Raw genomic sequence first — 23,462 nt, 5'->3', positions numbered from 1 at the left:
CCCTATCTTTAGTCTTCATACAAATCACCGTAATTATTGAGATTACAGAAATTTAGTTACAAAAAAGGCCAGCATAAAAGCTGACCTTTAGATTCAATATACGAACGTCTTATTTCTTACGAACGTGTGGTGCAGCTTTATCAAGCACACCGTTAACAAACTTATGGCTGTCTTCTGCTGCAAATACTTTTGCAAGCTCGATAGCTTCGTTGATAACCACTTTGTATGGTACATCTTCGCGACGAGTCATCTCGTACATAGCTAAACGTAGAAGCGCTAGTTCCATCAAATCCAGATCTTGCATAGGGCGAGATACGAATGGACGAAGCTTGCTATCAAGTTCCATGTGGCTAAGAGCAACACCAGTTAGTAAGTCGCGGAAGTATGCAACGTCTGTTTCTGGCATAGCTAGAGCAGGTTCTGCGGCATGATGCTCTTCTTCATCATACTTACCACCAGATAAGAACTGTTCTTCAACGGTAGCAATATTTTCTTTAGTAATTTGCCAAGAATAAATTGCTTGTAGAGCAAATTGACGTGCGTTACGACGTGCGGCTGGTTTCACACTGGCCCCCATTAGGAATCGATTTCAGAAAGAACGTTGATCATCTCAAGTGCGCTAAGTGCGGCTTCTGCACCCTTATTACCAGCCTTGGTTCCTGCGCGTTCAATAGCTTGATCGATCGTATCAACAGTAAGAACACCAAACGCTACTGGAAGAGAAAATTCCAGAGACACTTGTGCCAAACCTTTATTACATTCACTACAAACATAGTCAAAGTGAGGTGTACCGCCACGGATTACTGTACCAAGAGATACAATCGCATCGAACTTACCTGTTTTTGCAACGCGTTGCGCTACAAGTGGAAGTTCTACTGCACCAGGGCAACGAACAACAGTGATGTTGTCTTCGCTTACTTGTCCATGACGCTTTAAAGTATCGATTGCACCAGAAAGTAAACTTTCGTTAATAAAACTGTTGAAACGAGCAATAACGATAGCAATTTTTGCATTTGGCGCTGGGAAGCCACCCTCGATCACTTTCATAAGCCTTCCTTTAACTATTTTCATCAAGTGAGAATCGCCGGATTCTAGCACAAAACTGTGAGCAATATCTAATGCTAATTTAGAAGAACAGGCACCGGAGATGTAAAGATGATAACGCAGCGCTGCTGCCAACCTTACTGGAGCAGCAAGTAGCCAAGCTTGTGTATTCAACACGTTTTGAATCGGGCTTGGCTACTTTGCTCTTTTATCGAAATTAACCTCTAAAAGAGCTACTGAAATCATCGGTAAATTATGCCGCTATAAACGGACAGACGTCGGCTTACTCGCAAACATATTCAACAACGTTAAGGCCAAAACCACCCAATGCGTGGTAACGCTTAGTGCTTGAAGAAAGCAGACGCATATCGTGAACGCCTAGGTCTTGAAGAATCTGAGAACCCACACCAACACGACGAGAAGTACCTTGTTTCTTAGCCATGGTTGGTTGCTCATTCTTATCTTGAGCTTCGAATGTCTTCACTTTGTGGATCAAAGAATCAGACGACTCCTCGTTACCCAGAATAACCAACACACCGCCTTCGTCGCCAATGCGCTTCATCGCTTTATCTAGCGACCAACTACGCTCGGTACCGCGATCAGAATGAAGCAGATCGGTAAACGTATCATGCAGGTGAACACGCACTAAAGGAGCGCCTACAGACAAGTCGCCCTTTTGCATTGCGTAGTGGATCTGGTTATCGATCGTGTCACGGTAAGTCACAAGCTCGAAATCACCAAACTCTGTTGGAAGATGGCATTGTGCTACACGTTCAATCGTCGTTTCTGTGTTGTTACGGTATTCAATCAAGTCAGCAATGGTGCCTAGTTTGATATCGTGTTTTTCAGCGAAGACTTCAAGATCAGGGCGACGTGCCATGGTGCCGTCGTCATTTAGGATCTCAACGATAACAGATGCTGGCTCACAGCCTGCTAGACGAGCTAGATCACAGCCTGCTTCAGTGTGGCCTGCGCGTGTTAGAACACCACCTTCTTGAGCTGTCAGTGGGAAGATATGACCAGGTTGAACTAAGTCAGCCGCTTTCGCATCTTTTGCCACAGCCGCTTGAACGGTAACAGCGCGGTCTGATGCAGAAATACCCGTTGTTACGCCCTCAGCAGCTTCAATTGAAACCGTAAAGTTCGTCGTGTACTGAGCGTTGTTGTCTTGAACCATAGGCGCTAGACCCATGCGATTTGAACGCTCTTTGGTCAACGTTAGGCAAATTAAGCCACGGCCATACATCGCCATGAAGTTAATCGCTTCTGGCGTGACATGTTCTGCTGCCATGATCAAATCGCCTTCATTCTCGCGATCTTCATCATCCATCAGGATAACCATTTTTCCTAGGCGAATGTCTTCAATAATTTCTTGAGGAGTACTAATTGGCATTGTTCTATATCCTTTGAAATGGTTCTGCTTCCTAGAACCGACACTATTTAAACCTGATGATATTGCTTCGCTTTACAAAGTCTCGCTTAACACACTTTGTACCAACGATTAGGCAAAACCATTCTGCTGTAAGAATTCCATCGTTAATCGAGATTCAGGCTCAGACTCTTGCTGCTGGCCTTGCAGTAGACGCTCCATATAACGCGCTAATACATCGACTTCTAGATTCACTTTACGACCAACATTGAATTGATCAATGGTGGTTTCTGAAGAGGTGTGAGGAACGATAGTCAACTTAAAGGCATTCTTGCGTAAATCATTCACAGTCAGGCTAATACCATCAACAGTGACTGAACCTTTTTGAGCTACGTACTTTGAGATCTCTGCAGGCATTTCAACCCAGAACTCAATCGCACGACCAACTTGGTTACGCTCAACAATCTCACCCACACCATCAACGTGACCCGATACGATATGACCACCGAAACGCGTGGTCGGTAACATTGCTTTCTCTAGGTTGACCTTGTCGCCCGCTTGGTAATCGACAAAACCCGTTTTTTTCAGGGTCTCAAGCGAAAGGTCTGCACTGTAGCTGTGGTCATTGAACTCAACGACCGTCAAACACACACCATTGGTTGCGATACTGTCGCCTAACTTAACGTCAGCCATATCAAGATTACCAACATTAACCGTTACGGTGATGTCTTCTCCGCGGGGAGTGATTGCACTCAATGTACCTACGGCTTCTACAATTCCTGTAAACATTTTAAAACTCTTTTTGTTGTCAACGACACGTATGCAGTTGGAGTAACTATTTCTACTGTGGTTTCGTCACGATTTATTTGGCGACTATTGGTTAGCCGCAATTGGTTTCGCGACAGTAGGTTTCGTAACAATTGATTTCGCAATAATAGGCTTCGCAACGATGCGAATATCCACGCCAACCTGTCGAACATCTTTGATTTCTAGGTCAATCACATCAGACATTGAAGTGAGCCCTAATGCGCCCATCAAACCTCGTCCGTCACTGCCCATAAGTTTAGGTGCTAAATAGAGGATTAGCTCATCCACCAGCTGTTCTTCAATCAAGCTTTTTGCCAATGTCGCGCCCGCTTCTACCCAAATATGATCAATATGGTTCGCAGGCAATTGACGCATTAGATCGTGTAAATCGAGCTGACCTGCCTCTGTGGTTCCGACTTCAATATCAGCAGACGCTTCAGCGACTCTCAATACCGATGTTGGAGTTTGGAATAACTTGAGCTCAGGACGCAGTTGATTTTGACGATCAAGAATCACGCGAATCGGCTGACGCAGCTCGTCTTCAGCGTAATGATCTTTGATACTGCTTGGCAACTCTGTCCAACGAACATTCAACGACGCGTTGTCTTCAATCACCGTCTGGCTAGTTGATAGCACAGCGCCTGACTTTGCTCGGTAGTTCTGAACATCACGACGCGCTTCTGGCGATGTGATCCACTGGCTTTGACCATTTTCCAATGCCGTTTGCCCATCAAGGCTAGCCGCCATCTTTAACTGAACGAATGGCATGCCCGTTTGCATACGCTTGATAAATGCAGGGTTCAAGTCTAGAGCATCTTGCTCTAGCAAACCGATTTCAACCTCAATGCCTGCGTCGCGTAGCATTTTGATACCACGACCTGCAACTTTTGGGTTTGGGTCCTGCATGGCACAAATCACTTTGGCTACTTGAGCCTTAATCAAACCTTCAGCACAAGGTGGCGTTCGACCGTAATGAGAACAAGGTTCTAGCGTGACATAAGCAGTCGCACCTTTTGCTTTGTCGCCCGCCATTCGCATGGCATGTACTTCAGCATGAGGTTCACCGGCTTTGGCATGAAAACCTTCACCAACGATCTGACCATCGGTTTGTACAATGACACAGCCCACATTCGGGTTTGGCGCAGTGGTGTAAATGCCGCGTTTGGCTAACTGAATAGCACGCGACATCATTTGAAAATCTAGGGGAGTAAAGTTTGACATGATTGAGGCGTTAATCCTCTAATTTAGCGATTTCTTCGCCAAACTCTCGGATGTCTTCAAAGCTGCGGTAAACAGAGGCAAAACGAATGTACGCCACTTTATCCAATTCTTTCAATTGACCCATCACAAGATTACCAATCATCTCGCTTGGTACTTCACGCTCACCAGTTGCACGGAGTTGTGACTTAATCGTACTGATCGCAAGTTCAATCGCATCAGCACTCACTGGCCGTTTTTCTAGGGCGCGCTGTACACCACCCACCATTTTATCTTCATTAAATGGTTCGCGGTTTCCATTCGACTTTATGACTTTCGGCATCACAAGTTCTGCCGATTCGAAAGTCGTAAAACGTTCACTACATGCAAGGCATTGACGGCGACGACGAACCTGATGGCCATCGGCTACCAGTCTTGAATCGATTACTTTAGTGTCGTTCTCTGAACAAAAAGGACAATGCATATCACCTCCAAATAATTGAATATCAGTGTAACGGAATTGCCAAACGTTAGGAAAGAAAAAGGGCCAATTAAGGCCCTTTTGTGTGGTGATTTATTGATTATTGCTACTCGATCGCCATTTCAAAAATGAGCTGAGGAGTAAAATTAACGACCAGCGTTAACCGCGAATCAAATAGTTCGCTTTACCCACCCATTTGTAGCTTGTCAGTTCTTCTAAGCCCATTGGGCCGCGAGCGTGCAGCTTCTGAGTTGATACTGCGACTTCAGCGCCTAAACCAAACTGTGCGCCATCAGTAAAACGTGTTGATGCATTCACATAAACCGCCGCAGAACCGACAGAGTTAATGAAACGCTCTGAGCTCTCTAGACTATTAGTCATGATCGCATCTGAGTGACTCGCGTTATGTACGCGCATGTGGTCAATCGCTTCTGCCACATCCGCTACCACTTTCACGCCTAACGTGTAGCTTAGCCATTCAGTGTCAAAGTCACCTTCAACCGCATCACGTTGGTCTTCAAAACCTGCTAGCAGTGATTTTGCACTGGCGTCAGCAACCAAGGTTACCTTACCTGCTAAACGCTGTGTTAGCTGCGCTAAGAAAGCTTCAGCAACCGCTTCATGCACTAGCAGCGTATCCAATGAGTTACATGCAGATGGACGTTGAACTTTCGAGTTTTCAACCACATCAACAGACTTCTCAAGATCAGCGCTCTCATCAACAAAGATATGGCTGATACCGAAACCACCGATGATAACTGGAATAGTACTGTTCTCTTTACACATCTTGTGCAGGCCAGCGCCGCCACGAGGAATAATCATATCCACGTAGTCATCCAGTTTAAGCAGTTGAGAGACAAGTTCACGATCAGGTTTCTCAATGTACTGAACTGAAGCGGCAGGAAGCTCAGCTTTCTCTAATGCAGACTGGATAACTTTAACCAGTTCCATGTTCGAGAAGAACGTCTCTTTACCACCACGTAGAATACTTGCGTTACCTGTCTTCAAACACAGAGCTGCAATATCGATGGTTACGTTCGGACGCGCTTCATAGATAACACCAACCACACCAAGTGGCACACGGCGGCGAGACAGTGACATACCGTTTTCCAGTACCTTACTGTCCATTTCGCTGCCCACAGGGTCGTTAAGGCTAATCACGTTACGCACATCGTTAGCGATACCGGTTAAGCGCTCTTCGTTGAGCAACAGGCGATCTAAAAGTGCATCAGTCAGACCCGCTTCACGACCAAGTTCGATGTCTTTTGCGTTCGCTTCTAAAATCGTAGCTGCGTTTGCTTCTAGCTCATCAGCGATGATCGCCAATGCTTTGTTCTTCTGCGCCGTTGATGCGGTCGCTAGGTGAAAAGCAGCGTCTTTTGCTGCGATACCCATATTAGTTAAATCCACGTTTAACTCTCCCTAAATTCTGTCTGTCTTTGGATGTAAAAAAGCGATTCGCACTACCTACTAAAACTAAATGCTAAGCACTAAAGCTAGATACTAAATGCTAGAAACTAACGCTAGATGCTAGAAGTAGATGCGCAGTTAATCGCCTTATCATCACGAACTACTCTTGAATCACTACCATGTCGTCACGGTGAATGACCTCTGCCCCGTAATCGTAACCAAGAATATCGCCAATATCTTTACTGTGCTTGCCTGCGATTTTTGCTAGGTCTTGGCTTGAATAACTGGCGATACCACGCGCAATGACTTTGCCTTTGCTGTTGGTAACTTGGGTGACTTCACCACGAGAAAATTCGCCTTGAACTCGAATGACCCCTTTTGCCAACAAGCTGCTGCCTTTAGTGTTAACTGCGTTCACCGCTCCATCGTCGACTACGATGTCACCAGCAGAAGCTGGGCCTGCTAGAATCCAACGTTTACGGTTTTCAAGCGCTTCAGCTAAAGGCAAGAAACGTGTGCCTTGTGGGTTGTCACTCAATGAATCAAACACCACATTTTCAGCACTGCCCGCAGCAATAATCACTTCAATACCCGCACGACGAGCAATATCAGCTGCCTGCAGTTTTGTCGCCATGCCGCCAGTACCTAACGTAGTACCGCTGCCGCCTGCGATCTTACGCAGTGTGTCATCAATAGTTTTCACTTCTTTGATGAGCTCAGCATTTGGGTCTTTACGAGGGTCTGCGGTAAACAGGCCTTTTTGGTCGGTTAATAGCAAAAGCTTATCAGCGCCGCATAAAATACCAACCAATGCCGACAAGTTATCGTTGTCGCCCACTTTAATTTCATTCGTGGCTACTGCGTCGTTTTCGTTTACTACCGGAATAATATCGTGCTCAACGAGCGCGTTGATCGTGTCACGTGCATTCAGAAAACGCTCGCGATCATCGAGATCAGCACGAGTCAGTAGCATCTGGCCAATCTTAAGGCCATAGATAGCAAACAAAGACTCCCAAACTTGAATCAACTGACTTTGCCCAACTGCCGCAAGCAATTGTTTGCTCGCCATTGAGTTGGGAAGTGCGGGGTAACCAAGGTGCTCACGTCCGGCCGCAATTGCACCAGACGAAACCATAACCACAGAGTGGCCTTGTTTTTTTAATTCAGCACATTGACGAACCAGCTCAACCATGTGAGCGCGGTCTAATGCCAATGTTCCACCAGTTAAGACACTGGTACCCAGTTTAACAACGACAGTTTTACGCTGTGTTGTTGTCCCGCTTTGATGATTTGTTGTCATGAAGTCTTTTATGAATAAAACAAATAAGAGGTGATGTTTTAGCAATCAACAGGGGAATTCACAAGCAGAAAAGGTGCGAAATCGCACCTTTTTGCTTTATAGAGAAGAGTAACCTTCAAAATCAGACGAATTCGACAGACTCTTCGTCTAACTGAACGCCGATTTCAAATTTCTTTTGAAGTTCGTCAACCAGCTTTTGGTGAAAGGCTTCTTGAGTTCGAGACACCTCAGCGACCGCCTTTTTAGGTAATGGCAAAGGATCCCAGTTACCATCAATGTTGTATTTACCCGTGTTGTACTTCGCCGAGAATCCTTCTTCCGACTTATCCAACTCTAACCACCAGCCCCAGAACTCACGCTCTTCTGGTGACTTTTTATCGTTCACACACACAGACAAGCAATCAAAAATGTAGTGACCATCTTCTGATTGCGGCTCCCTCAAGTAAGGCCCAATAGCCTTTAAAACGTTTAACAAGCGATAATGCGTAGGTTGTTGTGTCACTTCTGACATATTGAATCTCCATTTCAATGTTAAGAATGACGTTACTCAGACTGCAATACGTAGAAAGCACGCAGTTGGATTTTATAAATTTTCTCTGAGTATCAGGTACTTACTTTGTACACTTTTCATGCTTAACTAATTTCGGAGAAATGTCATCTAAATAATTCATCCTCAAGCCACTTTATCGCTAATTCGAGGGATTGCTCATACCCCTGTGTAATTGATTTGGTTTTGATTTTCTTCGCTTTGCCGTAATCACTGTAAATAGCAACCAGTTGATTATCCAGATGCGGTGAAACAGGGTCACCTTCCAAAGCCAATGCCAAAATAGGAACACTGGTTTTACTGTTAGCCAGCAAGCCTTGCACCTTCAATGACCAAGCCATCAGTTGTCCAGAAAGGCTATTGATATCCACCGCCCCTTTACCAAGACGCGAAGCCAATACATCCAAGTGCATCTTAGGCATCTGCTTTAGTTTGTCGGCATGAACAAAGATATCGTGGATCGGAGCCCCTAAAGAGATACAGGCTTTGAGTTTATGTTGCTCAAGGAAGGACAACCTCACCATCGCGTTACCACCGAATCGGAACCCAAACAGACCGACTTTATGATGGTCCACCCATGGAATGTTAGGCAGTTCATTCAACACGGCTTGATGCAGGCAAGAAGAGTCTTCGGTTAGTGGCCAGTGCGAACTGTGCCCTATCGACGGCATATCAATCGTTAGCATCGCAATATTTTTCGGTGCTAGGTAATCTCTAAACAAACGCCACATGTCAGTTTGCAGGCTATCTAAACCTGCACTCACGATCACGACAGGTTGTGGTTTGTCTGTTTTGGTTAGATGTAAGTTCGCCTTAATCTTTTTGTTTTGATACGGCACTTCGATTTGTTTGACGATCAATTTAGTGTGTTTGATCGCTTCAGAATACGCCGCATTCGCTAATACCTGTGCCTGAGCAGCAAGGTTATCGTTCTTTAGATGTGGGTAGCCCGCAATGCTGAAACACAGCGATGCTGAAAACAACTCTTCAGCCATCTCTTCGCCGCTCTTTTCATTCGAGCGATTCTGGTGCTGCATGCCCAGCTTGGTCCACTCGTATGCCCAGTTACCGCTGCGGTAGCCCATCACGGTATCTAACCACTCATCAGTGGTACGAGAATTATCGGATGACGCGATGCGTGCCAATACCGCTTCTTGCTCTATCGGGTTAACGCCTTGCCATACCCACTGAAGACGTCTTAGGTTTCGATACCAAGATGAGTTCTGCTCTTCACGCTTTTTATCCAGCAGTTCTTCAGAACTTGGCATGTAGCGAGTAAGCATTGAGGTCTCTTTGGCCTGCTTGTGCTTTACAAACAAGGTTTCCGAAAGGTTCGAGCTCGTTTCTTCTGATTCAGACATTGGGATACTTAATAAGAAATGGTTGTTACTAATCATATAAAAAAAAATGACCCTATAAAGGGTCATTTCTCAAAAAACTAAGTTTACACTTATTTTGACTTGCGATTTACCGGCTCAACGAAGCTTAGGCTAGTATCCCAAGGTTGCTCAATCCATGTGTCTTGAGCGATATCAACGATGTACTCGTCTAGTAAATCAGCACCAGATGGCTTAGCACATACAGCGATCAGTTTCGCTTTAGGGTACATTTCGCGAAGCTTGCGTGCAGTGTCACCACTATCAACAAGATCTTCAACGATTAGGAAGCCTTCGCCGTCACCTTCAGGTGCTTTAACGACTGTCATATCACGTTGGTGATCGTGGTCGTAGCTAGAAATACAAATCGTATCTACGTGACGAATACCCAGTTCGCGAGCCAAGATTGCACCAGGAACCAAACCACCACGGCTTACTGCCCAGATGCCTTTCCACTGCTCTGCTGGCATTTGCTTTTCAGCAAGTTGACGGCAGTAAGTCTGCATGTTGTCCCAAGTGATAACGAATTTGTTGCTCATAGTATAAAACCTAATAATTTTGTCATGTTATTAGAGGCTATGCCTTACATAGCCTCTTCAGCGATTAAGCAGAAATCTAGACGATTAAGCGAAAATGTATTTAAGAATAAAGATAACCGACATTACCCACACAGCAGGTGAAACGTCGCGACCTTTACCACTTAGCAGCTTAATTGCAGCGTAAGCGATGAAACCTAGTGAGATACCCTCAGCGATAGAGTACGTCAGCGGCATAAGCAGACATGTTACCACGACTGGTGCGGCTTCCGTAAGATCACGCCAATCAATGCCAACTAGGCCAGACATCATCAGAATTGCTACATAGAAAAGTGCACCTGATGTTGCGTAAGCCGGAATCATACCTGCAAGTGGCGAGAAGAAAAGAGCCAGTAGGAATAAGATACCAACAACAACAGCAGTTAGACCGGTACGACCGCCTTCAGCAACACCCGCAACACTCTCAACATAAGAAGTTGTGTTTGATGTACCTAGCAATGCACCAATAGATGTTGCTGTAGAGTCAGCAAGCAGTGCTTTGTTCAAGCGCGGTAGTTTACCGTCTTCTTTGATTAGGTTTGCTTTCGTTGCAACACCAACCAGGGTACCCGCGGTATCGAACAAATCGACGAACAAGAATGCGAATACCACTGAAATCATACCGATTTCAAATACAGCCGAGAAATCAAGCTGCATGAATGTAGGAGCAAGGCTTGGTGGTGTCGACATGATGCCGCCGTATTGAACGTCACCGATCGCAATGCCAATCGCTGTGATAGCGAGAATCGCGATCATTACTGCGCCTTTCACACCACGGTGTACAAGAGCAATAGTAATGAAGAAACCAAGCGCACCTAACATTGGCGCAATCGCAGTGATATCGCCCAGTGAAACTTTAGTCGCTGGATTAGAAACAACGATGCCTGCATTGCTAAGCGCGATAAATGCTAGGAAAAGACCGATACCCGCAGAGATACCAACACGCAGAGACATAGGGATCGAGTTGATAATCCATTCACGGATCTTAAAGATACTTAAGAAGATGAAGATTACGCCGGATACGAAAACCGCTGCCAGAGCAACTTGCCACGTATAACCCATACCCATTACAACAGCGTAGGTAAAGAATGCGTTCAAGCCCATACCTGGTGCTTGAGCAATTGGGTAGTTAGCAACAAAGCCCATGATGAAACAGCCAATAGCAGCCGCTAAACAGGTTGCTACAAATACAGCGCCATGGTCCATACCAGCATCAGCTAGAATCATTGGGTTTACAAAAATGATGTAAGCCATTGTTAGGAAGGTGGTTAGACCTGCGATGATTTCAGTGCGCACATTGGTGCCATTTTCACTGAGTTTGAATAGCTTTTCGAACATTATCGAATCCTATAAGGGTAAAAAGTAAACGGTTGCGTAAACGATTGGCTGTGGATTATAAAGTTATCAAATAACAAATTCCAGATAGAATTAAGGCTCTAATCGATATTTATCAGAATGCCGTATGAAACAAAGCGATTACAAATGAGGAACAAAAAGAATAATAACTATTAAAAACAATAGATTAAATGAAATAAAGGCGATGAGATTACTTGGTTGTTTTTTCAACCGTCGGTTATTTCCATTGAGAATGTAGCCATCATATTCTCAATTTAAACCCACAAGAGTTGTGTATTTTTCAACAGGATCAGTAATAAGACGCAAATTGATATTTTGGCGTTTAAAAAACAACCACTCAGAACAGCAAAGAAAGCGGTTTGGAAAAGTAGCAGGCAAAAAAAACGCCACTCAAAACTGAGTGGCGGTAGAATCTGTCAACCAAAAGGGCTGTAAAAGAATTCCAATATATAGGGGTGAACAAAACTGTTCGAGTTACATGCTTACGGTATTAGTAACCAAAGCTTGTAGGGTATGCAAAGTTGCTAGTGTAAACAGAGCTGTTAATCCAGAACATTGCAGATGGTAAACCTTTCATAACTATCACCTTAATAAATCAATAAAAAACGAATTTGATTTCTCGGTTCCTTGGAGGCGATAAAACGGACTCATCCTTTGAGCATTTACTCTTCATCTCAGAAGTTGGTTATTAATATACCCTAAAGAAAAAAGATTACAAGCATTATTTGCTATACGTCACACTTTTGGTCAATTATGGTTATTTTGAAAACTTATTTCTGTAATTAAATTACAAAATGGAATTAAACAAACGTTTGCTTGCGCCATTTATAAGCATCAAGTCTCTTAATTATGATCAGATGGACAAGATCGCTTTCAAAATTTGAGGTATTTGAGGTTTATAACCGCTACTCGTCAAAACGCTCAAGTGGTATGCTGTTGCCATCAAAACAGACCCATATTTTAGATTTTTATTCTAAGTTTTTACCTATAGAAATCCTAAATATATGGTTATCAAATAAAAAAGGAGTCATCCGTGTCTGAATTCCATTCTGAGATCAGTAAATTGTCCCCTGCCCCTATTTGGCAGTTTTTCGATAAAATTTGTTCAATCCCGCACCCTTCGAAACATGAAGAGGAGCTTGCTCAATACATTATTGCGTGGGCAACAGAGCAAGGCCTAGATGTACGTCGCGACCCAACGGGCAACGTATTCATCAAAAAGCCAGCAACGCCGGGTATGGAAAACAAAAAAGGTGTCGTGCTACAAGCTCACATCGATATGGTTCCACAAAAGAACGAAGACACTGATCACGACTTTACAAAAGATCCAATCCAGCCATACATCGATGGCGAATGGGTTACAGCAAAAGGCACAACGCTTGGTGCTGATAACGGCATGGGTATGGCTTCTTGCTTAGCCGTTCTTGCTTCAAACGAAATCCAACATGGCCCTATCGAAGTTCTACTCACTGTAGATGAAGAAGCAGGCATGACTGGCGCGTTCGGTCTTGAAGCGGGTTGGTTAGAAGGCGATATCCTTCTTAATACTGACTCAGAGCAAGAAGGCGAAGTGTACATGGGTTGTGCGGGCGGTATCGACGGCGCAATGACATTTGAAATTACACGTAATGCGATTCCAGCTGACTTCGTAACACGCAAGCTAACGCTAAAAGGCCTAAAAGGCGGTCACTCTGGTTGTGACATCCACACCGGTCGTGCAAACGCAAACAAACTGATTGCTCGCTTCCTAGCGGGTCACGCAAAAGAGCTAGACCTTCGCATCGTAGAATTCAAAGGTGGTAGCCTTCGTAATGCGATCCCTCGTGAGGGCTTCGTAACGGTTGCGGTTCCTGCTGCAAACCAAGAAAAATTAGCTTCGCTATACAACTACTACACTGAGCTGCTTTCAACAGAGTTAGGTAAAGTAGAAGACAGCATCGTGACTTTCAATGAAGAAGCTTCTGTAGAAATGGGCGCACTAGCGTCAGCAGACCAAGCTCGCTTTATCGCGGCACTTAACGCATGTCCAAACGGCGTGATTCGTATGAGTGACGAGATTGAAGGCGTTGTTGAAACGTCTCTAAACGTAGGTGTTATCACAACGGAAGAAGATTCAATCACAGTACTTTGCTTGATCCGTTCTCTTATCGACTCTGGTCGTAGCCAAGTAGAAAGTATGCTTCATTCTGTTGCTGAACTAGCAGGCGCTAACATCGCGTTCTCTGGTGCTTACCCAGGTTGGAAACCAGACGCAGATTCAGAGATCATGCATATCTTCCGCGACATGTACGAAGGTATCTACGGTCACAAGCCAAACATCATGGTTATCCATGCTGGCCTTGAGTGTGGTCTGTTCAAAGAACCTTACCCGAACATGGATATGGTTTCTTTCGGCCCAACGATCAAGTTCCCACACTCTCCTGATGAGAAAGTGAAGATCGACACAGTTGAGCTGTTCTGGAACCAAATGGTTGCATTACTTGCTGCGATCCCAGAAAAAGCATAAATCGATTCGCTAGTGTTTTTCAGTAAATGGTGTTTTCCAAGAAATGGGCTCTTCAATAAATAGCACTTTTCAGTAAACACCGTTTATTAAGAACAAAATAAAACAGGTACTCAATGAGTACCTGTTTTTGTATCTAATCTTTGTCACTGCTACTTGTGACTAAATAAATAATTAAGCGCGTGAAGCCGCGTAGCTTTCTAGCTCATCAATTGAAGTTTGTGCCACTACTTCGCCGTCGATGAAGTACGTCACCATCTCGCCTTCACGAACACCGATTAACGTCGCACGCTCACCAGATTGGTAAGTGATGTCCATTTGGATAGTGTTTTCGTCGATCTGCTGCATTTGACCTTTCTCAATCATATCGGCACTCGTGATCGGGCCTACTGGCGCCTCAGTCAGTGACTTATCAAGCTGATCGTTGATATCAAGGTAAGTATCAGTCTTAGTATCAAAGATGTGCGGAGCACCTGTTAATGGGTTGCTACCCGTCCAGAACTCTAGTGAGTTGAATACTAGGTAATCGGCAGCAACCGTTAGACCATACGCAGGTGCAAGTAGTATGTTCAAACCACCACGAGCGTAACGGTTATCAACAGCCTTCACGTTAAACTTCATTAGATAACCGGTTACTGCATTACTACCCACACAGCCAGATAGAGCAACAGATACCACTGCTAGTGCTACAACTTTTGAAATTGTTTTTTTCATTTTGATCTCGATATTTGAATTTGGCCGCCAAAAAATGGCGATGGATAATACCAACCAACCGAACAATAAATATCAGCGTTAAATCAATGTATTGTCAGGAAATTCACAATTCTAAACCCCTTCTAACTAGCCAAATCAAAAACAGAAACCAATTAAGAAACGCCTCCATAAAAAAGTTTTGTCGTCACCGTAAAGCGATTGATTCGTACTAAAAATCAACGATTGATACATTCCGTGTTAACGAATTATCACCATGTTGAGAACAACCTAAATGGCAAGACTAAAACCTAATCAACCCTTCGAATTACTTGGTTATACTGTTCAGCCAGGACAGAGAATGGAGATTGAACTGCAAGCGGCTCAGCTTTACACGCATTCTCCACTTTCAATCCCGATTGAAATTATTCATGGTCGCCAAGCGGGCCCAACACTGATGGTAAACGCGGCGATCCACGGAGATGAACTAAACGGTGTTGAGATTGCACGACAACTGACCAATGCGATTGATCCAAAAAAACTGAAAGGAACACTACTTGTTGTGCCTATCGTTAACGTATTTGGTTTTATCCATAAGTCTCGTTACCTACCAGACCGTCGTGACCTGAACCGTTGCTTCCCTGGAAGTGAGAAAGGATCACTGACATCACGCATCGCTCACACCTTCTTTGAGAACGTAGCGAAGCACTGTGATTACATTCTGGATCTTCACACGGGTGCGATTCACCGTACTAACTTGCCACAGATCCGTGCAAACCTGTCGAACCCTGAAACACTGCGCATCGCAAAAGCGTTCGCAACACCCGTGATCATAGATTCTCCACTGCGTGATGGTTCATTGCGCAGCGAAGCGGAAAAGCTAGGTATTCCTGTATTAACTTACGAAGGTGGTGAAGCGCTGCGTTTTGATCACCTAGCGATTCGTGCGGGTTACCTTGGCGTACATCAAGTGATGAAAGAAATCGGCATGCTGCGCCCTAACCGTAAGAAGTTACCAGAGCCAGTATTGAGTAAATCGACCAGTTGGATCCGCGCTGAATCAGACGGCATTTTGCGTAATATGGTAAGGCTTGGCGAACAAGTTGAAGCAGGACAAACCCTGGCTTACATCAGTTCTCCATTGGGTCACCAAGAAGGCCAAGTAATCACCACTAAAGGCGGTATCGTGATTGGTCAACAAACTCTACCGTTGGTAAACGAAGGTGACGCAGTATTCCACATTGCTTACTTCAAGCAAGATGATGATGAAGTGGGACAGTCTGTAGAGAGTTACATTGAAGAAGTCGCGGAAGACGATTGGCTGACAGCGCTAAACAACTAGGACCGAATTCGGGTAATTAGTGAATCAGATACTTAGCCACCAGCCATGAGTGGTTACGTGATCCAGACTAATACGCCACAAATGAAAAAGCCCCGATAAACTTTTAACTAGAAAGAGAAAAGCTATATCGGGGCTTTTTTTACTTGTCCCTTATCTTAAAATTAAGGGACCTGTAAATTAATTGTGCACTGGATTACTCAGCGTCTTCTTGCTCTTCTTCACGAGCTTTTGCGCGTGCTTCACGTGCTTGCTCAGCTTTAAGCTCTTTAGTGTGACGTAGTTCGTCACGCTCTTTACGCTGCTCTGATTTACGCTCGTTACGTTCAGCTTGGTTTGAGATGAAAGATGCTAGCTCTTTCTCTGCCCACTCTTGTGCTAGAGCTTCAGTTTCGAAACCAGACTCACGCTTAGATACTGTTGTGCTGCGAGACGTTACTTGACGAGTAATCTCTGCACACCAACCGTTGCGTTTTTCTGTAAGGCGGATATCAAATTTTTTGTTCTTAGACATGTTCTATTTTTTCCTAAGGGAGATCATTAAGGGATCGGTCACTTTGATAACTCCATCTAAGTGAGCATCTTTTAACACCATCCCTTGGTAAGCGCGGTATTAGAGCACAAATCAATGAATATTGCTGCAAATATTTGCAGCGGATCACACTCCCATGCTGCAAATCGTTTGCGCCGGATTTCAATGGGTTCGTAACTCTCGATTCATCATCAACTTCTGTGCAATTTTATCGACAACAATGAAATGAACTATGCTCAAACAGAGATAAATGAAAGAGATAACCTGCAGGCACAGGTTTACAGACTCTACTGTCTCGCCTACTCCGCCCATAATTAAAATAGCTAAGGAGTTGCTATGGATAGCTTCATCAAACATTTACCCAAGGTTGAGCTGCATTTACATATTGAAGGCACGCTAGAACCTGAGCTGATGTTCCAACTGGCCAAGCGCAATAACGTGTCGATTCCCTTTGATAACCCAGACCAAGTAAGAGACGCGTACCAATTCCACAATCTTCAGTCTTTTCTCGATATCTATTATCAAGGCGCTAACGTACTGATTCATGAACAGGATTTCTATGACCTGACTTGGGCTTATCTACTCAAGTGCAAACAAGATAATGTGGTTCATACTGAGATCTTTTTTGACCCTCAAACCCACACCGAACGTGGCATTGCCTTTGAAGTCATCATAGGTGGGATTACTCAAGCTTTGAATCAAGCCGCGCAAGAACTAGGGATCAGCAGCCAGCTGATCATGTGCTTTCTGCGCCATCTTGATGAAGACAGCGCTTTTGAAACACTCAAACAAGCCCTGCCCTACAAAGATAAGATCATTGCCGTCGGGCTGGATTCGTCGGAAAAAGGAAACCCGCCGGAGAAGTTTAAGCATGTGTTTCAAGAGGCGATCAACCAAGGGTTCCTGACCGTCGCGCACGCCGGAGAAGAAGGCCCAGCGCAAAATATTAGTGACGCACTGAGCTTGTTAGGCATCACCCGTATTGATCATGGCGTTCGCTGTGTTGAAGATGAAGACTTGATGGAACAGCTAATCGCTAAACGCACACCGCTAACCGTGTGCCCGCTATCGAATACCAAGCTAAAGGTCTTCGACACCATGCAAGAACACAATATCGTCGAGTTACTGAGAAAAGGGCTGTGCGTCACCATCAATTCCGATGATCCGGCTTACTTCGGCGGCTATATGAATGATAACTTCCTCGCCGTCGCCAATGCTCATCCACTGACGAAAAACGAATTAGCGCAATTCAGTATTAATGCTGTCGAAGCGAGTTTCATCTCGCCTCACGCCAAAGAAGATCTCATTGCACAAGTGCGCCAATATCTTGCCGAAAATACTCACTAAGAGAATGGACCTTTAAGAATGGAGCTTTGCTGCGATCAAAAAAGGGAAGCTCAGTGCTTCCCTTTCTAAATGGGTTCGAAAATCAATAGGCTTAGCCTGGGTGACCATCCACTCTTGGCGTTAAAAGCATCATGCCGAACTTCCAGATAAACAACCCGAATGCTAACGTCCATAAACCCGCGCTGATATTCACCATCTCAAATAAATACGCAGGGAAGAAAGTCACACCTACGCTGCGAACCAAAGCCGCGATAAAAATAGCCGAGAACGCTAACGCCATACTTGGCCCTTTATAGATTGCACGACCCGTGTGCCCCATTGTCACACGCGTAATCATCGCAAGAATTAACCCACTCAAACCGCCAATCGCAAACAAGTGCAGCATGTTGTGGCTCGCGAACGGGTTGTCTAATAAACCTCGTAGCAGCAAGCTTAAAGGGATGCATAGGTAAGCCGCATGCAGCGACCACACCAAGGGCTCAGATAACGTAGTCCAAGGCTTCCAGCGGATAAAGCGCACCAACTGAGTCACACCTGCAAATACCATCAACTCATTGCCGACTTGAGCAAAGGTCAATGGGAAGAAGCTCAATACAAATAAGCCAACCAAAGGTAGATTCGCTAACCATTCTAACCAAACCAGTGGTTGTGCTTTTTCAAAATCGAAGCGACGTGCCGTGAAGAACGGAATAACTCGCCCACCCATCACTGATAGCAGCAAGGTAAACCACCACAACATCGCTTGCCAAACTGCAGACGACGGGAATGGAGGCATCCCCTTAATAGTTGCGTAACTAGCAAAGTTCGCCACGATAGCCAATATAAACAGCGGCACAAAGAATAGATTCTTCCAGCCTTTCGATTTAACAACTCGGAAACCAATTTCGTAAGCGGCGAAGATTAAGAACAACGCCTCAACCGATGAGATCAGCCATAACGGTGCGGGGGTCCAAAACAGAATACGAGGTGCTAACCACAAACCAACCAGTACCGCTAATCGATAGTGTTTGGTTCCATTGACGCCCGTCCACGTTTGCACCGCAGTTAACACAAAACCGACCACAATCGCCATGGCAAAGCCAAATAGCATTTCATGTACGTGCCACCAAAGCGCCGGTACTTTTAGCATTTCTGGCTGACCGTTTTGGAACATGATGACCCAAGCGACAATCGCGATCACAGCATAGAGACTGCCTAAAAAGAAGAAAGGTCTAAAACCTAATCGAAGATATGCAGGAATCGCATCTTCTACACTTTTATCTGTGATATTTAACAAACTCATTCCTTATTTCAGATAACAAGCCAAGAGTGGCTTCTGGGAATTGCTATTTCATAGTCAAATTCATGATGCAGTAATCATCACTGCAATATGACCTAACGTAATGCATGAAACGCGCCAAAGGTATAAAGCCAATAAAAACAAGCAACAAGGAGTCTTTAGGCTTCAAAAAAGTGTCAATTAAACACACCCCATAAAAGTCATTTAGACTCATAAGTGTGCAAAGTAAAAAACTACTGACATTTGATGAAGCCAAACATATAGTAAGACTAGTCTCAAATACAAAAGAACAGACAGGGAACGCGATGTATATTTTTGGTTATGGTAGCTTGATCAACTCCTCTTCTCGTCAACTCACAGGTCAAACAGGACAAGCGATTCCTGCGATAGTGCATGGCCTAGTTCGTCATTGGAGTAAGATCGATGACAGCTATGTTTTGTCACCTTTGATCGTCAATCTCGGTGAGGGACAAGTGAATGGAGTTTTACTTGAAGTGGATGATATTGCGCTGACTGAGTTTGATCGCCGTGAGCGTGGTTATCACCGAATCGAATTAAAGGCCTCTCAGATAGAAAGCCAAAATGAGTTTAAACAGGATCAATCGATCTGGGTTTACATCAAAGACGAGATTGAAGCACCTTGCGAAAACAGCCCTATCGTTCAAACCTATGTCGATACGGTATTAGCAGGATGTTTAGAAGTGTCTGAAAGCTTTGCGGCGCACTTTGTTCAACACACACAAGGTTGGCATCACCCATTAGAGAATGATCGCCACCAACCTAAATACGGCAATCTTGCTGGGGTTTCAGATCACCACCACAGTGTGATTGATGGCTTGATACTGACTGTTCGAAGCTAGTTGATTTAGGTTGGTGAACACATTGACTCACCAACCTAAAGCGATCTTAAACGACACGAATACCTGCAGGCATCGCACGTTCCGGGGTCAGCAATACACTTTCAGATTCATCTTCCGTTTCGGCACATAACAACATGCACTCAGAAGTGTGGCCTCTCATCTTCGCCTTCGCTAGATTACACAAAACAACAACCTGCTTACCCATCAACTCTTCTTCGGTGTAGTAAGGCACTAGGCTGGTCACCGTTTGTAGCGTCTTCTCACCGATATCCACTTGCACGATGTAAAGCTTGTCTGCGTTTTCATGACGCACAACCTCAATGATCTTACCGACACGCATTTCTAACTTAGCAAAGTCACCATAAGAGACAGTATCCATTTCTCACTTCCTATATTGATTTATTTTCACTCATTAAATCATTTACTAAAATTAAGTAAAATGTAAATGTTTACACTAGCATTAAGCCTAATAATTACAAGCGGTAAAGATCTCATTACTGGAAGTAAAATGAGAGTTTCGTTGCCTTGCACTCATTGTCGGTGTTAAATAGATGCAGCAATGTATAGAGGTTAAAAATGGCAACAATTAAAGATGTCGCAAGGGAAGCTGGTGTTTCTGTTGCAACCGTATCTCGAGTCGTAAATAAGTCTCCGAAGGCAAGTGCGAACTCAATTGAATCCGTCACCAAAGCGATGTCTAAACTCGGCTATCGCCCGAATGCCAATGCTCGTGCGCTGGTAAGCCAGAGCACCAATACCGTCGGTGTGTTGGTTGGTGATATCTCCGATCCTTTTTTTGGCACGCTGGTTAAGGCTGTCGATAATGTCGCTCGTGAGAACGGAAAGCATATCCTCGTCGGTAATGGCTCACACGATCGTGAAGAAGAAAGACAAGCGATTGAGTTACTGATCAATAGCCGTTGCGACGCCCTAGTGATCCATTCAAAAGGCCTGACAGACGAAGAACTGATTGCCTATGCAAAAGAAGTCAAAGGCTTAGTGCTGATCAATCGCTATATTGCTGAGATTGCCAACCGTTGTATTTTCTTGGACAACAAGAAAGGCGCGTATCTTGCGACTGAATATCTGATTCGTCATGGTCATAAAAATATTGCCTGTATCGCTTCATCGCACAGCATTGAAGATGCCGATGAGCGTGTACAAGGTTACTTGTCAGCACTCTCGGATTACAAAATAGCGTTATCTGACAGCTATATTGAGTACTCAGCTCCCACCAGTGAAGGGGGTGAATACGCCATGACTAACCTTTTGACTAAATCACTGCCAATCACAGGCATTGTTGCGTACAACGATTACATGGCGGCAGGTGCTTTGTCTGTCCTAGATGAAAACGGTATTCAAGCGCCGGACAAAATGTCGATCATCGGCTTCGATGATGGCTTGATTGCACGCTATGTTCATCCAAAGCTAACCACCATTCGCTACCCGATTCAGATGATGGCAGAGAAAGCGACACGACTCGCGTTGCACTTAGCCAAAGGTGAAAACACCTCAACGGAGCCAATGATGTTCTCTCCGACTTTGGTGCGCCGTAATTCGGTAGAGAAAATCTAAGTTCTGGTCAACTAACCAAACAACAAACAAAAAAAAGCCCTAACAGAATCGCTTCTGTTAGGGCTTTCCTACCTTACTCGGATACCCAACAATCGCGCTTAATAAATCACACACTTGTTGAGCGCCACTTTTGCTCATCCCCCAAGAACAACGCGATAACTCACATCGTTCTATTCACAAACAAAAGCAATTGGCATAACCGTTTTGAGCTAGAGCGTACTAGTTTGAAGAATCCCCCGAAAATTCAAACTGGTAACAGGTACGGTAGTTATATTCTTGTTCAGGCTTGAGAATACAACTGTCCTGCTTCCACTCTGGGTGGTTAGGAGAGTCAGGTAAGAACTGGGTTTCTAACGCCAAACCAGCGTAGTCTTCATAGCTGCCACCACTTCGGTTTGGTGTACCACCAAGCCAGTTTCCGGTGTATAGCTGCATTGCAGGTTTGGTTGAAAATACTTTTAGTGAGACTAGCGCGTCCGGTGACGTTACAGTCGCAGCGCATTGAGTGCGCTTACAGCCATCAGCCAATAGGAAAGAGTGGTCGTAACCCTTTGCTGCTTTCTGCTGTTCATCACCCAACAAACGCTCTGAGATCATCATAGGCTGATTGAAGTCGAAGCTGGTCGATTTCACCGATTTAAGATTGCCTAGTGGAATACCTACCGAGTTGGTCGGTAAGAACTGATTGGCGTTGATGCTCACAATGTGTGACAAACAATCGTGCCCGGCTTCTGCACCAAGTAGGTTGAAGTACGCATGATTCGTTAAGTTGACCACGGTTGGCTTGTCTGTGGTCGCAGAGTAATGAATGGAAACTCGATTGTCTTCGGTAATGTCATAACGCACCGACACATTCAAATTCCCCGGAAACCCTTGATCGCCATCAGCCGACTCTAAAGTAAACGATACAGATGTATCAGTCTGCTCGGCAATATTCCAACGACGTTTATCAAAACCGTTCGGACCACCATGTAAAGTATTGCCCGCTTGGTTGGTTTCCAGCTTGTAGTTCTGACCATCAATTTTGAAACGACCATTGGCTATGCGGTTAGCATAACGACCAACGGTTGTGCCCATATAGCTGGCTTGTTTATCGAAGTTCTCCATTGAGTTAACACCCAACAAAACCTCTCTTTTATTTCCCTTTACTGGCAGGATACAGCTCAACCATGTTGCACCAATGTCCATGAATGTCACTTCCATGCCACGCGTATTTGATAGCGTCACTAACTGAGCGGGTTGGCCATCATAGGCTGGAGTTTGTGTCATGGATTGATGCAGGTTTTGCTCTTGTGTCATTCTAAATTCCTTCTAGTGCCAGTAAAAAGCCTCTACCTGAAATAAAGGCTTTAGCATTTGGCCTACCATGATCTTTTTAGTTGGTAAGCTCTATATTAAGTCTCGAAGCGTTTAGATTACTTCAACTAAGCCTGCTCCGTCTTTCGCTTGGCACACATAAATAGATTCTTTTAGACCCGTCGCCGCTTGATATTTCTGCTCAACGGTTGTTTTAATTTCATCAACCAATGCAGGTGGAACCAATGCCACAATACAACCACCGAAACCACCGCCAGTCATACGCACGCCACCTTGATCACCAATCACGTGTTTTACTAGCTCAACTAAGGTGTCGACTTCTTTGACTGTGATTTCAAAGTCATCACGCATTGACGCATGTGATTCAGCCATCAATTCACCCATGCGTTTCATATCATGAGTACGCAGAGCTTGAGCCGCTTCAACGGTACGGTCATTTTCAGTGATCACGTGACGAGCGCGTTTCGCGACCATTTCATCCAACTCAGACTCTTTCGCTTTGAATTGTTCAATAGTCACATCACGAAGTGCAGGAACACCAAAGATGCGCGCCGCTTC

At 44.7% G+C, this 23,462-nt stretch carries 22 protein-coding genes and 1 pseudogene; 5 read left to right on the top strand and 18 right to left on the bottom strand.

Annotated features, from left to right (window positions below; translation table 11 throughout):
• Nucleotides 1–109 precede the first annotated feature (109 nt).
• The 12 genes from nusB to NX845_RS07475 form a co-directional block, all read right to left on the bottom strand.
• Entirely contained in the window at nt 110–577 is a 468-nt protein-coding gene (gene nusB / locus NX845_RS07530; RefSeq protein WP_004734399.1) for a transcription antitermination factor NusB, read from the bottom strand.
• A complete protein-coding gene (gene ribE / locus NX845_RS07525; protein ID WP_004734398.1) occupies nt 577–1,047 on the bottom strand; it encodes a 6,7-dimethyl-8-ribityllumazine synthase in 471 nt (156 codons plus the stop codon). Before ribE ends, nusB begins: the two co-directional genes overlap by 1 nt.
• 280 nt (nt 1,048–1,327) lie before the next feature.
• A complete protein-coding gene (gene ribBA / locus NX845_RS07520) occupies nt 1,328–2,437 on the bottom strand; it encodes a bifunctional 3,4-dihydroxy-2-butanone-4-phosphate synthase/GTP cyclohydrolase II (RefSeq protein ID WP_004734397.1) in 1,110 nt (369 codons plus the stop codon).
• 108 nt (nt 2,438–2,545) lie between these two features.
• Entirely contained in the window at nt 2,546–3,202 is a 657-nt protein-coding gene (locus tag NX845_RS07515) for a riboflavin synthase (RefSeq protein ID WP_102291179.1), read from the bottom strand.
• Between the two features lie 84 nt (nt 3,203–3,286).
• The gene (gene ribD, locus NX845_RS07510; protein ID WP_215514802.1) at nt 3,287–4,411 is read right to left on the bottom strand and encodes a bifunctional diaminohydroxyphosphoribosylaminopyrimidine deaminase/5-amino-6-(5-phosphoribosylamino)uracil reductase RibD; all 1,125 of its coding nucleotides are present in this window, start codon (nt 4,409–4,411) and stop codon (nt 3,287–3,289) included.
• 40 nt (nt 4,412–4,451) lie between these two features.
• Entirely contained in the window at nt 4,452–4,901 is a 450-nt protein-coding gene (nrdR, locus tag NX845_RS07505) for a transcriptional regulator NrdR (protein WP_004734394.1), read from the bottom strand.
• A 156-nt stretch (nt 4,902–5,057) separates the two neighbouring features.
• Nucleotides 5,058–6,308: a glutamate-5-semialdehyde dehydrogenase gene (locus NX845_RS07500; protein WP_108185034.1), complete on the bottom strand. Its 1,251-nt coding sequence runs from the start codon at nt 6,306–6,308 to the stop codon at nt 5,058–5,060.
• Nucleotides 6,309–6,468: 160 nt separating this feature from the next.
• Nucleotides 6,469–7,653: a glutamate 5-kinase gene (gene proB / locus NX845_RS07495; RefSeq protein ID WP_215514803.1), complete on the bottom strand. Its 1,185-nt coding sequence runs from the start codon at nt 7,651–7,653 to the stop codon at nt 6,469–6,471.
• 76 nt (nt 7,654–7,729) lie between these two features.
• Entirely contained in the window at nt 7,730–8,119 is a 390-nt protein-coding gene (gene crl / locus NX845_RS07490) for a sigma factor-binding protein Crl (RefSeq protein ID WP_004734391.1), read from the bottom strand.
• A 143-nt stretch (nt 8,120–8,262) separates the two neighbouring features.
• Entirely contained in the window at nt 8,263–9,516 is a 1,254-nt protein-coding gene (frsA, locus tag NX845_RS07485; protein WP_029222300.1) for an esterase FrsA, read from the bottom strand.
• A gap of 89 nt (nt 9,517–9,605) precedes the next feature.
• The gene (gene tet(34), locus NX845_RS07480) at nt 9,606–10,070 is read right to left on the bottom strand and encodes an oxytetracycline resistance phosphoribosyltransferase domain-containing protein Tet(34) (protein WP_017084190.1); all 465 of its coding nucleotides are present in this window, start codon (nt 10,068–10,070) and stop codon (nt 9,606–9,608) included.
• Nucleotides 10,071–10,154: 84 nt separating this feature from the next.
• Nucleotides 10,155–11,444, bottom strand: coding sequence for an NCS2 family permease (locus NX845_RS07475; RefSeq protein ID WP_017080057.1), 1,290 nt, complete (start codon nt 11,442–11,444; stop codon nt 10,155–10,157).
• A gap of 1,051 nt (nt 11,445–12,495) precedes the next feature.
• Here NX845_RS07475 and NX845_RS07470 point away from each other — a divergent pair.
• Nucleotides 12,496–13,968, top strand: a complete 1,473-nt coding sequence (locus NX845_RS07470; protein WP_108187733.1) for an aminoacyl-histidine dipeptidase — start codon at nt 12,496–12,498, stop codon at nt 13,966–13,968.
• Between the two features lie 171 nt (nt 13,969–14,139).
• Here NX845_RS07470 and NX845_RS07465 read toward each other — a convergent pair whose 3' ends face one another.
• A complete protein-coding gene (locus tag NX845_RS07465; RefSeq protein ID WP_004734414.1) occupies nt 14,140–14,679 on the bottom strand; it encodes a DUF3332 family protein in 540 nt (179 codons plus the stop codon).
• Between the two features lie 271 nt (nt 14,680–14,950).
• On the opposite strand from NX845_RS07465, the gene NX845_RS07460 reads away from it, so the two are divergent.
• Nucleotides 14,951–15,997 carry a succinylglutamate desuccinylase/aspartoacylase family protein gene (locus NX845_RS07460; RefSeq protein ID WP_004734415.1) on the top strand — a complete coding sequence of 349 codons (1,047 nt, stop codon included), beginning with the start codon at nt 14,951–14,953 and terminating at the stop codon, nt 15,995–15,997.
• Between the two features lie 193 nt (nt 15,998–16,190).
• On the opposite strand, the gene NX845_RS07455 is transcribed toward NX845_RS07460, so the two are convergent.
• Nucleotides 16,191–16,508 (bottom strand): DUF3622 domain-containing protein, encoded by a 318-nt coding sequence (locus NX845_RS07455; protein ID WP_004734416.1) that lies wholly within the window; start codon nt 16,506–16,508, stop codon nt 16,191–16,193.
• A gap of 354 nt (nt 16,509–16,862) precedes the next feature.
• Here NX845_RS07455 and NX845_RS07450 point away from each other — a divergent pair, with 354 nt between their 5' ends.
• Nucleotides 16,863–17,873, top strand: coding sequence for an adenosine deaminase (locus NX845_RS07450; RefSeq protein WP_215514804.1), 1,011 nt, complete (start codon nt 16,863–16,865; stop codon nt 17,871–17,873).
• Between the two features lie 91 nt (nt 17,874–17,964).
• Here the strand turns inward: NX845_RS07450 and NX845_RS07445 are convergent, their stop codons facing one another.
• Nucleotides 17,965–19,149 (bottom strand): NnrS family protein, encoded by a 1,185-nt coding sequence (locus NX845_RS07445; protein ID WP_102447361.1) that lies wholly within the window; start codon nt 19,147–19,149, stop codon nt 17,965–17,967.
• Nucleotides 19,150–19,457: 308 nt separating this feature from the next.
• On the opposite strand from NX845_RS07445, the gene NX845_RS07440 reads away from it, so the two are divergent.
• Nucleotides 19,458–20,012, top strand: a complete 555-nt coding sequence (locus tag NX845_RS07440) for a gamma-glutamylcyclotransferase family protein (protein ID WP_017080053.1) — start codon at nt 19,458–19,460, stop codon at nt 20,010–20,012.
• A gap of 46 nt (nt 20,013–20,058) precedes the next feature.
• Here the strand turns inward: NX845_RS07440 and NX845_RS07435 are convergent, their stop codons facing one another.
• Nucleotides 20,059–20,391, bottom strand: a complete 333-nt coding sequence (locus tag NX845_RS07435) for a tRNA-binding protein (RefSeq protein WP_004734420.1) — start codon at nt 20,389–20,391, stop codon at nt 20,059–20,061.
• A 197-nt stretch (nt 20,392–20,588) separates the two neighbouring features.
• Here NX845_RS07435 and NX845_RS07430 point away from each other — a divergent pair, with 197 nt between their 5' ends.
• The gene (locus NX845_RS07430) at nt 20,589–21,587 is read left to right on the top strand and encodes a substrate-binding domain-containing protein (RefSeq protein WP_017080052.1); all 999 of its coding nucleotides are present in this window, start codon (nt 20,589–20,591) and stop codon (nt 21,585–21,587) included.
• A 219-nt stretch (nt 21,588–21,806) separates the two neighbouring features.
• On the opposite strand, the gene galM is transcribed toward NX845_RS07430, so the two are convergent.
• Together galM and NX845_RS07420 are read right to left on the bottom strand one after the other, a co-directional pair.
• A complete protein-coding gene (galM, locus tag NX845_RS07425; protein ID WP_260256749.1) occupies nt 21,807–22,886 on the bottom strand; it encodes a galactose-1-epimerase in 1,080 nt (359 codons plus the stop codon).
• 111 nt (nt 22,887–22,997) lie between these two features.
• A pseudogene (locus tag NX845_RS07420) lies at nt 22,998–23,462 on the bottom strand (galactokinase); the annotation flags it as partial.

The sequence above is a fragment of the Vibrio sp. NC2 genome (genome assembly GCF_025195005.1).
GTDB classification, from domain to species: domain Bacteria; phylum Pseudomonadota; class Gammaproteobacteria; order Enterobacterales; family Vibrionaceae; genus Vibrio; species Vibrio splendidus.
Note: the sequence above shows the minus strand (reverse complement) of the source record. Positions and strands in the feature narration are given on the sequence as shown.

What these genes read in the sequence shown, in the direction of transcription:
- nusB (WP_004734399.1), bottom strand. Translation starts at nt 577, where the DNA reads ATGGGGGCCAGTGTGAAACCAGCCGCACGTCGTAACGCACGTCAATTT.
- ribE (WP_004734398.1), bottom strand. Translation starts at nt 1,047, where the DNA reads ATGAAAGTGATCGAGGGTGGCTTCCCAGCGCCAAATGCAAAAATTGCT.
- ribBA (WP_004734397.1), bottom strand. Translation starts at nt 2,437, where the DNA reads ATGCCAATTAGTACTCCTCAAGAAATTATTGAAGACATTCGCCTAGGA.
- NX845_RS07515 (WP_102291179.1), bottom strand. Translation starts at nt 3,202, where the DNA reads ATGTTTACAGGAATTGTAGAAGCCGTAGGTACATTGAGTGCAATCACT.
- ribD (WP_215514802.1), bottom strand. Translation starts at nt 4,411, where the DNA reads ATGATGTCGCGTGCTATTCAGTTAGCCAAACGCGGCATTTACACCACT.
- nrdR (WP_004734394.1), bottom strand. Translation starts at nt 4,901, where the DNA reads ATGCATTGTCCTTTTTGTTCAGAGAACGACACTAAAGTAATCGATTCA.
- crl (WP_004734391.1), bottom strand. Translation starts at nt 8,119, where the DNA reads ATGTCAGAAGTGACACAACAACCTACGCATTATCGCTTGTTAAACGTT.
- frsA (WP_029222300.1), bottom strand. Translation starts at nt 9,516, where the DNA reads ATGTCTGAATCAGAAGAAACGAGCTCGAACCTTTCGGAAACCTTGTTT.
- NX845_RS07475 (WP_017080057.1), bottom strand. Translation starts at nt 11,444, where the DNA reads ATGTTCGAAAAGCTATTCAAACTCAGTGAAAATGGCACCAATGTGCGC.
- NX845_RS07465 (WP_004734414.1), bottom strand. Translation starts at nt 14,679, where the DNA reads ATGAAAAAAACAATTTCAAAAGTTGTAGCACTAGCAGTGGTATCTGTT.
- NX845_RS07460 (WP_004734415.1), top strand. Translation starts at nt 14,951, where the DNA reads ATGGCAAGACTAAAACCTAATCAACCCTTCGAATTACTTGGTTATACT.
- NX845_RS07455 (WP_004734416.1), bottom strand. Translation starts at nt 16,508, where the DNA reads ATGTCTAAGAACAAAAAATTTGATATCCGCCTTACAGAAAAACGCAAC.
- NX845_RS07450 (WP_215514804.1), top strand. Translation starts at nt 16,863, where the DNA reads ATGGATAGCTTCATCAAACATTTACCCAAGGTTGAGCTGCATTTACAT.
- NX845_RS07440 (WP_017080053.1), top strand. Translation starts at nt 19,458, where the DNA reads ATGTATATTTTTGGTTATGGTAGCTTGATCAACTCCTCTTCTCGTCAA.
- NX845_RS07435 (WP_004734420.1), bottom strand. Translation starts at nt 20,391, where the DNA reads ATGGATACTGTCTCTTATGGTGACTTTGCTAAGTTAGAAATGCGTGTC.
- NX845_RS07430 (WP_017080052.1), top strand. Translation starts at nt 20,589, where the DNA reads ATGGCAACAATTAAAGATGTCGCAAGGGAAGCTGGTGTTTCTGTTGCA.
- galM (WP_260256749.1), bottom strand. Translation starts at nt 22,886, where the DNA reads ATGACACAAGAGCAAAACCTGCATCAATCCATGACACAAACTCCAGCC.